The 12,779-nt window shown below is 38.1% G+C and carries 10 protein-coding genes and 2 tRNA genes; 4 read left to right on the top strand and 8 right to left on the bottom strand.

Going from position 1 to position 12,779, the window contains the following annotated elements:
• Positions 1 to 352 precede the first annotated feature (352 nt).
• From Q0212_RS04740 to Q0212_RS04725, 4 genes are all read left to right on the top strand, one after another.
• Entirely contained in the window at positions 353 to 1,879 is a 1,527-nt protein-coding gene (locus tag Q0212_RS04740) for an amidase (RefSeq protein WP_297922969.1), read from the top strand.
• Between the two features lie 116 nt (positions 1,880 to 1,995).
• Positions 1,996 to 2,904 (top strand): alpha/beta hydrolase, encoded by a 909-nt coding sequence (locus Q0212_RS04735; protein WP_297922966.1) that lies wholly within the window; start codon positions 1,996 to 1,998, stop codon positions 2,902 to 2,904.
• A 260-nt stretch (positions 2,905 to 3,164) separates the two neighbouring features.
• Positions 3,165 to 3,240, top strand: a tRNA-Val gene (locus Q0212_RS04730).
• Between the two features lie 16 nt (positions 3,241 to 3,256).
• Positions 3,257 to 3,333, top strand: a tRNA-Asp gene (locus tag Q0212_RS04725).
• A gap of 103 nt (positions 3,334 to 3,436) precedes the next feature.
• Here Q0212_RS04725 and Q0212_RS04720 read toward each other — a convergent pair.
• The 8 genes from Q0212_RS04720 to Q0212_RS04685 all read right to left on the bottom strand — a co-directional run.
• Positions 3,437 to 3,718 carry a PA4642 family protein gene (locus Q0212_RS04720; protein ID WP_297922963.1) on the bottom strand — a complete coding sequence of 94 codons (282 nt, stop codon included), beginning with the start codon at positions 3,716 to 3,718 and terminating at the stop codon, positions 3,437 to 3,439.
• 69 nt (positions 3,719 to 3,787) lie between these two features.
• Entirely contained in the window at positions 3,788 to 4,060 is a 273-nt protein-coding gene (gene minE, locus Q0212_RS04715) for a cell division topological specificity factor MinE (RefSeq protein WP_297922960.1), read from the bottom strand.
• Between the two features lie 3 nt (positions 4,061 to 4,063).
• Positions 4,064 to 4,873 carry a septum site-determining protein MinD gene (minD, locus tag Q0212_RS04710; RefSeq protein WP_297922957.1) on the bottom strand — a complete coding sequence of 270 codons (810 nt, stop codon included), beginning with the start codon at positions 4,871 to 4,873 and terminating at the stop codon, positions 4,064 to 4,066.
• A gap of 214 nt (positions 4,874 to 5,087) precedes the next feature.
• The gene (gene minC, locus Q0212_RS04705; RefSeq protein WP_297922955.1) at positions 5,088 to 5,798 is read right to left on the bottom strand and encodes a septum site-determining protein MinC; all 711 of its coding nucleotides are present in this window, start codon (positions 5,796 to 5,798) and stop codon (positions 5,088 to 5,090) included.
• 347 nt (positions 5,799 to 6,145) lie between these two features.
• Positions 6,146 to 7,153: a hypothetical protein gene (locus tag Q0212_RS04700; protein ID WP_297922952.1), complete on the bottom strand. Its 1,008-nt coding sequence runs from the start codon at positions 7,151 to 7,153 to the stop codon at positions 6,146 to 6,148.
• Between the two features lie 50 nt (positions 7,154 to 7,203).
• Positions 7,204 to 9,903, bottom strand: coding sequence for a DUF349 domain-containing protein (locus Q0212_RS04695; RefSeq protein WP_297922949.1), 2,700 nt, complete (start codon positions 9,901 to 9,903; stop codon positions 7,204 to 7,206).
• 157 nt (positions 9,904 to 10,060) lie between these two features.
• On the bottom strand, positions 10,061 to 10,981 hold the full coding sequence (locus tag Q0212_RS04690) for an acyltransferase (protein ID WP_297922946.1): 921 nt from the start codon (positions 10,979 to 10,981) through the stop codon (positions 10,061 to 10,063).
• Positions 10,982 to 11,154: 173 nt separating this feature from the next.
• On the bottom strand, positions 11,155 to 12,779 hold a 1,625-nt coding region (locus tag Q0212_RS04685; RefSeq protein ID WP_297922943.1), incomplete at its 5' end, for a DUF4105 domain-containing protein.

Below are 12,779 nucleotides of genomic sequence, written 5' to 3'. Positions count from 1 at the left end.
GGTGGATATTTATGCACTTTTTCTTTATGTCGTTTTTCGGTCAAGGGTGAAGAAGTTATTCCACGTCCACAAGTTTATAAAATATTGGAACAAGCTTTTTTTGATTATGTGCAAATGCTAAATAAACCATATATTGATTATGGATATAAATTTAGCGTTGTCCTTTCTTAACACCAAAAATGGCAAAATAAGCAAATAACAAAGTCATAAAATGACAATTTTTATGGCGCGATAAGACCTAGATTTTCCTATAACATTGTACGATAGTACGACAACAAAACAGGACTGACGCATTTCATCGAAATAAATGATAACCGCGTTAGTCCTAGAAAGAGTATTCTAGGGGGAGTCTATGTTATTAAAACAATCCGCTATCTCGTTAGCTGCGGATATTAAAGCCAAAAAAATCAGTTCTCGTGCCGTGGTTGAAGCACACATTGCCCAAGTGAAATGTGTTAATCCACGTCTTAATGCCATTATTTATGACCGTTTTGCCCTAGCATTACGCGAAGCAGACCAAGCGGATGCTGTTTTAGCACAAACTCAAGACCCCTCAACGTTACCCTTATTATTTGGCGTGCCATGTACTATCAAAGACACCTTTGAATTTGAAGGTATGCCACAAGCCGTGGGCATGGTGTCCCGTAAAGATATTTTTGGTCAACAAGATGCCTATGCTGTTAAGGTATTGCGCCAAGCAGGAGCAATTCCCTTAGGTGTTACCAACACGCCAGAATTAGCCATGTGGTACGAAACCTATAACCGTGTTTATGGTCGCAGTAAAAATGCCTATGATCGTGGTCGAATTACTGGTGGCTCATCAGGTGGTGAGGGCGCAATTGTTGGGGCAGGCGCAAGTCCATTTGGCTTAGGGTCAGATGTGGCAGGTTCAATTCGTATGCCAGCTTTTTTTATTAATGGTGTCTTTGGCCACAAAGGCTCACCCTTATTAATTGCCAATGATGGCCACTTTCCCAGCGCACATGGCCAAACACTCAATTATTTATCGTCAGGGCCGTTGTGTCGTAAAGCCGAAGATTTAGAACCTTTAGTGCGTTTATTAGCAGGTAAAAACAGTCATAAACTTAAATCGGTTAAAGACGTAAATATTAGCAAGCTACGGGTGATTACTATTGCGCCAGAACGTGGGCCAAAAGCCACCTTTGATATTTTAGATGCGCAACAACGTGCTGTAGAAGCTTTAGTGGCACAAGGCGCAAGCCATATTACCGTCGATTTGCCGCTCGTTGATGAAGCTTTTATGATTTGGTCGAGCTTGTTAGCAGATTCATCCACGCCCGAACATTCCTTTACGGCAATGTTATTTGGCGAGTATCACGTTAAACATCCTGTAAAAGCCTTATTGAATATGGCAGTAAAAGGCAAAAAATCGCCACATACCTTGCCTTTATTGGTGTTAACTTTATTAGAACAATTTCCAAATTTAGCCACAGGTTCACGCAAGCATTTTGTTGAAAAAGGTCATCAACTGAAGCAGCAACTTAATGACTTATTGGCAGATGATGGCGTATTGATTATGCCTGTTTTTCCAGAGGTTGCTCCTCGTCATGGTGCGCCAATTTTTAAACCCTTTGATTTTGTCGATTGTGCGATTGTTAATGCCATGGAGTTACCCGCAACTGCAATTCCAATGGGCTTAAACGAAAAAGGCTTACCCACAGGCATTCAAGTGGTGGCTAATCAAGATAATGACCATCTATCTTTGGCTTGTGCCGTCGCTTTAGAACAAGCAACAGGCGGATGGATTCCCCCTTGGCAGTCATGGTTGGCTGATTTGCCAAACAGTGCGTTAACTGTAGATAATGCCCAGTCCGTTAAAAATAGTGTAAAAAGCCGTAATCGTCAGTCAAAAAAGTAGGACTTACGCATTTCGCTGAAATTAGCGCGTTTTGTGAACATAAAGGCATTGAAAATGCCTGAAATGCGAACAAATAAGCGATAACCGCGTAAGTCAAAAAAGTTAGGAGTTGAATAATGCAGCCAATTCAAGGTGTCGCAAAAGTTGGTGATATAGAGTTATGTTATGAGCGTTGGGGCAATAGCCATGACCCAGCCATTTTGTTAATTATGGGGTTAGGCGCACAAATGTTGATTTGGCCTGATAGCTTTTGCCAAACTTTGGTTGATAAAGGCTATCAAGTTATTCGATTTGATAATCGTGATATTGGTTTATCCAGTAAAATTAAAAAACGTAGTCACAAACAAAGCTTTTTATTGTCAATGGCACGTTTCCAATTAGGGCTACCTAATCCCGCGCCTTATGATTTATATGACATGGCTGCTGATACAGTGGGTTTAATGTCGGTCTTAGGCATTGATAAAGCCCATATCATTGGTGCATCAATGGGCGGCATGATTAGCCAAATTATTGCTGCCAAATATCCAAATCGGGTCTTAAGTTTAGGGATTTTATTTTCCAGTAATAATCAGCCTTTATTACCACCACCTGCACCCAAAGCACTCATGTCGTTGATTAGTCGACCTGATGGCAATGATAACTCACGCGAAGCCTTACTCGATCATAGTGTTAATCTATTCACTACGATTGGCAGTCCATCTTATCGTACACATCCTGAAGATTTAAGAGCATTTGCGAATAAACTCATGGATCGCAGTTATCATCCAGCAGGGGTGAAGCGTCATTTCTTAGCAGTGATGGGAACAGGTAATCTTAAACACCTTGCTCGTCATATTCATGTGCCAACGGTTGTTGTGCATGGTAAAGAAGATAAATTATTGCGTCCTGCTTGTGGTAAAGCTATTGCCAAAAGTATTAAAGGTGCACACTTAGAACTTATTAAGGGTATGGGACATGATATTCCCTTAGCATTAGTGCCTAAGTTGACACAAATATTTAGTCAAAATATGCATCATGCACATTAGTTCTAGATATACATAAAAAGGCAAGTATCAAAACTTGCTTTTTATTGTGTTAATAACTTATTGTATTGATTGAAAAATATGCTATAAAATTTATTTTTGTGCAATTATGAAGCATAAAAATGCTTTTTGAGTCTTTTTTGTGCAAATGAAATAAAAAGGTCAAAAAAACTTTTGACAATCAAAAATTTCCCCCTATAATACGCAGCATACCGAACGACATGACGCAAACGAAACAAAGCGTTAAGCAAATGTAGTAGATTGGATGTTTAGCTCAGCTGGGAGAGCATCGCCCTTACAAGGCGAGGGTCGGGGGTTCGAACCCCTCAACATCCACCATGTCGTAAGTTATCGCGCAGCGGTAGTTCAGTCGGTTAGAATACCGGCCTGTCACGCCGGGGGTCGCGGGTTCGAGTCCCGTCCGCTGCGCCACTTTATTAAAAAGCTGTAAGATTAAAGTCTTACGGCTTTTTTGCTTTTAGACGGTTGAAAATCTAAAGACTTACGAAGTGGTTTTCGTAAGTCAGTTTAGCAGTTAAAATTTAGCTAATACGTTCAAAAACTCTGTGGAGCTAGGATGTTGGCTAATCAGTTGTTGTATGGTTAAACCTTGTGAGTTGATGGCTTGTAAATTACGACCTTGTGCAGTAAAAGCCGTTAAAAAACGTTCATAGTCACTAGGGCGCATATGCTTATAAGCAACATACAACACATTAAAATCTGCATCTTCGCCAGCAGGTGCTTGACGATTTAAATAGCTATTAATACGCTCATCGTTCCATTCTTCATTAAATGTTGTTGGTTGTGATAAGGCCATAAGAGTTCTCCAAAAACAATAACAAAAGCCGCATAAAGCGGCTTTGTGATTTACTAAGCTTGTTAGCTATTATAAGGCAATTTTTTTGTCATCGGGTAATGTAATATCCATTTCGATGACTTCAAGCCCATCTTTTTGTTCAACCTTAATATCGACAGCATTATCGGGTACTTGAACATATTTACGCACCACTGACAGAATTTCTTCTCGTAGCTTGGGTAAATAAGAGGCCGCGCTGCCATAACCGCGCTGATGGGCAACAACGACCATTAATCGTTCTTTAGCTGTGTTGGCAGTGTTAGATTTTTTATCTCCGCCAAATATCTTGCGCCAATCCATCATGATTTAGCTCCCAAGTAACCAAGCGAACAATCCTTTTTTCTCTGGGTTTAAAAAGCGATGTGGGCGTTCTTCTCCTAAGAAGCGAGCCACCAAGTCATCATAAGCTGAGCCTGCATCACTATTTTTATCGCTAATAACAGGTGAACCGCTGTTAGAAGACGTTAAAACTGAGGTTGATTCAGGTATTACCCCTAACAACGGAATTGCTAAAATATCTTCAATGTCTTTAACTGACATCATTTCGTTTTTAACAACACGATTAGGATTGTAACGTGTTAAGACCAAATGCTCTTTTAAGCGACCGCGACCCTGTTCAACTTTTTGAGTTTTGCTCGCTAATAAGCCTAGAACACGATCTGAGTCACGTACAGAAGAAACTTCAGGATTTGTGACCACTAAAGCTTCATCAGCAAAATACATGGCCAAATGTGCGCCACGTTCAATACCCGCAGGTGAGTCACAAACAATATAATCAAAATCTTGCTTGAGTTCGTTTAACACACGCTCAACACCATCTTGTGTTAAAGCATCTTTGTCTCGTGTTTGCGAAGCAGCAAGGATATAAAGATTTTCAACCGTTTTGTCTTTAATTAAGGCTTGTTGTAACTTGGCTTCATTGTGAATGACATTCACAAAGTCAAACACAACACGACGTTCACAACCTAAAATTAAGTCTAAGTTACGTAAACCCACATCAAAGTCGATGACGACTGTTTTAAAACCACGTAACGCAAGTCCTGTTGCAAAAGAGGCACTGGTTGTCGTTTTGCCTACACCGCCTTTTCCTGATGTTACAACAATAATCTTTGCCACAGCGACGTTTTCCTCTATTGATTGTAATTAGGTTTGAGTTTTAAAAGCTCAATTCCTAAGTTAATAATAAAAATTCTATCAAGTTTAACAAATAAACAGTTCATTTGTCTTGTTTATTACCAATAGATTGCAACAGCTTGTTAATTATACAAAGTTGTATTTACATATTTAAGGCATCAATCCGTTAAGTGATAACGACATAAATGCTAAAAGGTTAATCCAACGCTTCAATAACAATATTGCCATCTTCGCCTAAATAAATTTGTACTGATTTGCTCTGTAGTTTATTGGGTATTTGATCTGCAACCATATAGACACCAGCAATGGCAACAAGATCAGCTTCTAGTTTTTTGCAAAAAATTCGTGCTTGAGGATTTCCTGTCGCTCCTGCAATCGCTCGACCACGCAGAACACCATAAATATGAATGCAACCATCAGCAATTAATTCTGCACCAGAGCTAACGGGGGCTAACACAATCAAATCGCTATTTTCGGCATATACTTGTTGGCCAGAACGTACAGGATCGGTAATCATTTTGGCTGGTAATTTAGGTTGCTCGATAACAGCTTTAGGGGCAGCACTAGTAGTAGCTGCTTGTTGTGTTGAGCCTCGAGATGCTGCTTTAGTGTGATCGGGCGGAAGTATGGGTAAATCTAAGGCGATAGCTTGCTCACTGAGTACCCCTGCAGCCACTCCTAAAACCTGAACGCCTGTTCGTTTTAAGACTTTGACTAACCAAGCTAAATCAAGCTCATAGTCAGATTCGATAACAACAGGTAAGCCTTGTTGTAACATCGGATTTTCGAGGGTTAATTTGGTAAGTTCTTCAACAATGGCTTGTGGAACAGAAGACTGTACGCGTAAGCGCGAAAGCGTTAAAACTCGCCCCATTAAACGTAATGCTTTGTTTTCGTCGATTGACATAATTTTAAAACACTTAAGAAATAAATAACCAAAATAGAAGCAGGGGATTTACAATGTGAGAACAGATCAATATGAAAAATCATTTGAGGGCTGACGCTGTGATCACTTATTGATGTATAACACTCGCTAATTGCAGTGAAATGCGTAAGTCCTGATCTTTGTGTTGATTGTTCTGATTATTATCGTGTAAATCCAGTCGAAAGATTGTTGCGCAAGATACTTTGACTTTGCTCAAGTAGCAAGAGCTTTGTTATACCTAGATACAACTTTATCCTTAGTACTTATGCGCTTATTGCTTATTTGTCTGCATTTAGATCGTTTATGCTCACAAAGTGAGCTAAATGATGCTATTTCTTTTCATTTTCTTCATCAAGTTTCCATTGTTGCACAGCAACTTGTTTTTTAATGATTTCAATCGCATCAATCGCTATTTTTTCGATGGCAACATCTAATTGTTCATCAGATAGCGTAAAAGTGTCAAAAGCAGCATTAGCAAGATCATGCAGAGCCGCATTATCTTTGTGTGATAAGTCTTTTAGAATGGTCTGTGCCATATCATTCACTAAGCTACTAACTACAGCATTTAATTCTTGCTCAATTAAGCCACCAACAAATGGCAGACGTCTTTTTAATTGTTGCCATTCTTGATTATGACTAATTGCATGATAAGTCAATTGATTGAGATAAATTGCTAATTCTTGCTCGTGTTTTTGATAAGAAATATCGACAAAGTGACTGATTCTATTAGCAAACCACTGTGTAATGATCGTTTTTTGTGGATTGAGGACTTTTTCACGCAGTTCGCTGGCAACGGGATTATTTGTTTTTAATTCTTTTTGAATACCCTCTAAAACATTTAACACAATACGATCAGAAATTTCTTCTAAAACAATACTGTAGTACTTTTTGGCAAATCTAACTAAACGGGTGCCAATTAATAAAATCCCCAGTTTATGAAGCCGGTAAAATACAGAGACTAAACGCAATAAACGTAAAAATTGCAAATTAGGTAAACAGGCTAATACATCGTACCAGTGAACAAAAGGATAAAAAAACCAGCGATGGTATGTTTGTTTATAAATAGCCCATCCCCAACGGATGACTAGTTCAAATAACAAAAATAAGGTAAATAATGTATCGTATAATTTAAGATGCGGATGCCAATTTTTTTCATAAGCCAATACTAGATGAGGAGCTTGTTGGCTTAAGAGAATGCCAATACCAGTATTGATGAGTAAAGAATCAATCAGTAACCATAATAAACTTAGGCTAATTAGGGCAAGCATGGCAATATCAAAGATTAATAAAGGCATTGCTTCTTTATGCTCTTTAAATGCGTGCCAGTTGATAACCATAAATATTCCGTACAAAGACTCTCCCTTTTAGCTCAGGGAGAGTTTTTACCTTACAGCATTCGAGATAGGGCTGCACTCATCAAAATGGCATTTAAGCGTTGTTTTAATGATTGGCTACGTTCAGGATTTAAACCACCAATCAGTAAAATTTGATTGAGTGTAGTAATAATTAAAACTTGAGCATCTTGAGATGTTTTGGGATAACTTTGCTGCTCAAATAAGGCCATTTTTTTGGCAATGCGTGCAGCTTTTTCACTAGCAGGGCTATCAATTGCTAATAATAATTCTAATAATAAACAAGCATCTTGAGCTTTTTCTTCACGTAGCTGTTGCTCGGTTTCATCATTAGCGAGTGTGCTTAGATTTTGCCAACGCTTTTGTAAGGCGTTTTTAAAATAATGGTGAATTTGTGCAACATTCTCCTGCCATTGTAAAACCATTTCAACAGAAACAGGTTGACCTGCTAATACAACATTCTCAGCAGCTAAACACAAATCTAGTGTTTGGCTAAGCTGTTTGAGGCTGGCTTGTTTTTCACTATCAACTTGCTTAGCCAAGTAATCTTGCCATTGGCGGCGGCATTGATTGATTTGTTTGCGTAACTCGTGATTTGCTTCTTTGGGAAAATACTGACTGTCTAATTGTTGAAGTAAGGGTTCTACTTGCTCAGATGTTGGTGTGTGTTCTGGCGTATTAAGTAGGGTATGAAGTTGTTTGAGCAACTCTTCTGCTTGTGCAACAACTTGTGCATCTTCTGCTTGTTTTGCAGCTTTGGCTTCATGACGTTTTGCAAACAATGCGTCACAATGCTGACGGAATTCTTCCCATAATTGTTGATCTTTGTTATGACCACAAGAACCTAAGGTTTTCCATGTGTTTTGTAAATCTTTGGCTTGATGGCAGGCTTCAAAAATATTTTCATGATTTAATAAGTTTTCAGCTTTAACAATTAAACCGCGTTTTTTATCTTCTTGAAGTTGATATTCTGCATGAAGTTTATCTTCTAATGCTTTGATAATTTGAGTAAATTCAGCTTGAAGTTTTTTGTGTAACTTTGCTTCAACAGGATGATATTTTTGCCAGTCTTCACGGGCTTTTTTGAGAATAGCAATATGACCTTGCCAGTTAACTTGTTCAGGTAAGTTATCTAAATAATGTTTTAATTCTTGGCATAAAGCTTGGCGTTGTGCAGCGTTTTCGGCTTGAATGGCATTTTGCTGATCAAAAAACTGTTGGCAAGGAGCATAAGCTTGTTGAGAAACTTCTTTAAATTGTTGCCACAAGTTTTTTTCTTGTTCATTGTTGGCAATACCCAAACCTTGCCATTCAGCTTGCAAAGCCTTTATTTTATCTAAGTGATTGAGTGCGTCTAAGTTGGCTTCAGTGGCTTGTTGTGCCAAATGTTGCATTTGTCGCAATAAATCTTGTTTTTTAGGAATAATTGCAAAACCTGCCCAATCACGCATTTTTTGCATTTCTTCAATAAAATCACCCAAGCGTGCATCAAAGAGTTTGTGATTTTTGGCATATTGTTGTGCTTGACGCAACAAAGGCTCTGCTTCTTTATGTTGGCCATTAGCTATTAATTCACCGATTTTTTGAATCAATGAGTCTAATTCGTGGTCAACTTTTGCTTTAGTTGGCGTGTTGATAGCTTGTTCTGTTTTGGCTTTTTGTTGCGCTTGCTTTTGTGCTTTTAATGCTTGTTCAGCAAGTTTGATGGCTTGGGGTACGCTCGCTAGGATAGGAATTTGCCAAATAGCATCGTTGAGATTGGCATTTTTTAAGCGTTTTTGTAAATGTTGATAAGTGCCTTGTTGAATAGGGTTATCTAATAATTGTTGGCTTAATTGAATAATTTCTGGAATTTGACTAGAAAGTTTATCCAATTGGCGGCTAATTTGGTTTAGTTTGCCTTCATCAGTTTGTACCGAATTTTGCAATTCATTATTTGGGCTAACAATAACAATTGTCGCTTGCCATTGTTGTCGTAATTGATTTAGTTGTTGGTTAATGCTTAATAATTCATCCAACTGTTCAGTGGTGGATATAGACTGGCTCAGGGAGGTAAATTGTTCACTCAACTGTTGTTGCATTAATTGTGCTTGTTGTTCTTTGGCAGATTGAGCTTGATGTTGTTGAACGAGTTGTTGAGCCTGTTGATAAGCTTGATCAAAACGTTGTTGGCTTGTGACGTCAATCGCGAATTCTTGATTAAGTTGCTGCCATTGCTGTGCCAAGCTTTGTACTTTGGCATTAAAAAGAGGGTTATGCGCACTGTTAAGTAAATTGTTTAAATCACTGCAAATTTTATCAATACGTTGTTGTTTTTCTTGAAGTTGTTTTTGTTGTTGCTCGTGGTTATCTAGTTTTTGGCGTAAAATTCGATATACACCTTTATCACTTTGTTTTAAAGCTTGAGCTGTTTTTTCAATTAAAGTTAAGTCTACTAATTTTTCAGCAGCTTGTTGACGAATTTTGGCAATACTATGTTGGCTGGCGAGTTGTGCTAATAATTCTTGATCTTCAATGCGTTTAATGGCTAATTCTTTAACACTAAAACTTGCTTGTGCGTTATTTAAAATATCTAATAAAGACTGATGAGATTGGCTATTGGCAACATCTTGTTCATTAATAGTGATTATCGGTGCAGCAGTTTTTGGTGGTGCTGTGACGACTGGTTTTTTGTCTTCAAGGGGGGTTGGTTTATTTTTGCCAAACCATGATTTAATGGTTTCAATAATAGCCATATCAGCTTCCTTTTATGTTATTTATCAGATCAGCGCAAGCTGTATCTTGACACAAAGCTAAGTCGAGACTTAGTACAAATGATTTGCAGCCTTACAAAGGCTATGCAACAGATTATAAAAAAGCGAACAATTCTAGCATGATTAAATGACGAGCTAACTAGCTTTGAGGCTTATTTGTTGGAAGTTGTTGATTAAATTTGGCGAGTTCTTCATCTTTTTCTTGCCACAATTCATTAACCCAAGTTTGAAAGCGTTCTCTAAATTCAGGATCGTTTTCATAATCACCATCGCTAAAGCCTTCAGGGATAGCACGAATCTTACCCTTGATGATGACTGTTTTGGTTTTTCCTGACCAAAAATCAATAAAGCGAGGTGCTCCTTCGGGATAATATATGGTGACATCAATTAACTCTTTAATTTCGCTACCTAATGCTTTGAGGGCAAAAGCCATTCCGCCTGATTTTGGTTTTAATAGATATTGATATGGCGATTGTTGTAATTGGTGTTTTTTAGGGGTGATACGTGTGCCTTCTAGAAAATTTAAGATAGCAAAAGGGTTACGTTTAATTTGACTACAAGATTGTTTGGTTGTTTCAATATCTTTGCCTTGTAGTTCTGGATGTTTGTTTAATGTTTCTTTGGAGTAACGCTTCATGTAAGGAAAATCCATGACATATAACGCTAAGCCTAAAAAGGGAATGTAGGCTAATTCTTGTTTGGTAAAAAAACGAATAAAGGTGGTGCGCTTGTGGAAAGCGTATTGCAAAACAATAATATCAACCCATGTTTGATGATTGGCAATAATAAAGTATTTGCCATCGTAATTAATTTCTGCAGGTAAATCGACTTCGAATTTAATATCAGGTAGTCGATTCATAAATAAGTTATTAACACGTGTCCAATTTTCTGCCCATTTAAAAATAGCAGGATGAACAAATTTATCACTGGTGGCTGTTGGTAATAATTTTTTAAGGGGGTAGTGTGCCATAATGCCTAAAGAATGTAGCGCAGTACTACCAGTCAAAATTATTAAACGAGTGCTACCTTTTATTTTATTTAGCAACGAAGGCTCAGTCATGCCAGTCAGATCCAAATATGAAAACTTGGTAATGTTAGGGGCTTGTTGTTAAGACTGCAACAACTTAGCTTTGACTAATGGCAAAATTCGATTATTTTACAAGTGTAAAATTATTATAAACGGCCAAAATTTGGTTAACTTTATGACGCTTATCATGTTTTAAAGGTAGATGATTAAAAATAACGCACCCAACTTGCTTCAATACTTTGCCAGTCTTTGTGTTTTTGTTGCTGATTTAATAGTTGCACTCGTACACCTTGATTTACTGAATATTGCCATTGATAAGCGGCTCGTGTGGTGGTGGTCAAGGTTTGATGGTCACTGTAATACATGGGTTGTACATCTAATAATAATTGACCATGCACTGTTTGTTGACGACAGCCGAGTTTTCCTCCCACACCAACGCGCCAACCATCTTCAATAGCGGTGGCTGCTTGAAAATGACCTTGTGCTAAAGCAAAGCATAACCAGTCTTGGCTGTGTAAAGGACTAGCCACACCTGCGCCACCACGCACATAACTAACGGTATGTTGTTTTTGCTCACTAAATTGTTGGTTATCAATCGCCTCTTGTTCTAAACCTAAGGCAAAAGACCATGATAAAGGCTGAATAAAGTCGTTACCTGATGCCAAGGAGTCAATATTAAGCAAAGTAAAATTTAATAGTTTGGCTTGTTGTGTCGAGTGGTTATAACCAACACGCAAACGTAAAAAATCAATGCCTGCACCACGTCTATAGCCTTGATCATTGTCTAATAAATCCTGATAAGCAGGCCGCCATTCGGCAAAACTGATGTCTTGATCTTGCTGGTGACTCAAGCCAAATTGTAAACGTGTTGTGCCATGACCTTGTGCAGGATCAACTTTGGGCTGAGGAGGTGTTATCCGTTGATCAGCGATTTGATATTGGCTGCGTTTTATTAATAATTGGCGAAGTTGACTAGGTGCGGTGTCTTTATCGACTTTATGCGCCAAAAATAAATAATACAAATAATCATAAGCCATTTCATAAGCACGAGCTTGGTCGGCACTATTTAAGTGGGTAACAGAATAGTTAACATCTTTAGCAAGGGCTTTTGCGGCTTTATTAAGAAGTGGGTTATTTTGTTGGGCATGATAGGCCAGTGTTGTGCCATTTGCAGGACGGTAGACCAATTTGCGTAAAATATCTTTTTCTTCTAATACTCGACGTAAGGTGTCAGTTGGAATTGCATAAATCGGAAAATCTTGGCGTAAATAGGTATTTGGACGAGCTGCTTCTAATAAGCCTAATAATTGATAAGAACAATTTGACGATAAAAAATAATAAGGAAAATTAACCCGTTTAATTTCCCATAAGTGATTTAGACCTTGGGTAATTTCTTCAGGACTGAGATTAAGCTGATATTCCCATAAATCACGATTTTCAAAATCATTGTATTCTTTGACTTTTTCATAATAGGGCAAAATCGAAAAAGCCCCTGCATAACCACCAGTTAAACCTTTATAAGCAAACTCTAAACCATTGGCAGTATTGGTTTGTGCAGCATAATTGACCGCATAAGCCAATAAACGGGTGTCTTCAGTTTGTTCAGCCGTATCTATTCTTAATAAAGTATGACCAAACATGGATGAAGGATTATTAATAAAGTCAGCAGCAAAGACTAACGTTGCTTGGTGAGGGTTAATGCCTGTTAACCATGTTTGCAAGGCAGGGCAGTCAACTTTTGGGAGTTGGCTGTCAGAAATCTGTAATTGTGTTTTTAACCAACTGATGCGAGCAGGAAACTGGCAACTTACTGCTTTATCTGTGATGTTGT

Origin of the sequence: uncultured Agitococcus sp. (genome assembly GCF_937920075.1) — a bacterium.
GTDB lineage: Bacteria > Pseudomonadota > Gammaproteobacteria > Pseudomonadales > Moraxellaceae > Agitococcus.
This window is presented reverse-complemented; position numbering and strand designations above follow the sequence as displayed.

Excerpts from the sequence above, each read along its gene's own strand:
- Q0212_RS04740 (WP_297922969.1), top strand. The coding sequence starts at position 353 with ATGTTATTAAAACAATCCGCTATCTCGTTAGCTGCGGATATTAAAGCC.
- Q0212_RS04735 (WP_297922966.1), top strand. The coding sequence starts at position 1,996 with ATGCAGCCAATTCAAGGTGTCGCAAAAGTTGGTGATATAGAGTTATGT.
- Q0212_RS04720 (WP_297922963.1), bottom strand. The coding sequence starts at position 3,718 with ATGGCCTTATCACAACCAACAACATTTAATGAAGAATGGAACGATGAG.
- minE (WP_297922960.1), bottom strand. The coding sequence starts at position 4,060 with ATGATGGATTGGCGCAAGATATTTGGCGGAGATAAAAAATCTAACACT.
- minC (WP_297922955.1), bottom strand. The coding sequence starts at position 5,798 with ATGTCAATCGACGAAAACAAAGCATTACGTTTAATGGGGCGAGTTTTA.
- Q0212_RS04700 (WP_297922952.1), bottom strand. The coding sequence starts at position 7,153 with ATGGTTATCAACTGGCACGCATTTAAAGAGCATAAAGAAGCAATGCCT.
- Q0212_RS04695 (WP_297922949.1), bottom strand. The coding sequence starts at position 9,903 with ATGGCTATTATTGAAACCATTAAATCATGGTTTGGCAAAAATAAACCA.
- Q0212_RS04690 (WP_297922946.1), bottom strand. The coding sequence starts at position 10,981 with ATGACTGAGCCTTCGTTGCTAAATAAAATAAAAGGTAGCACTCGTTTA.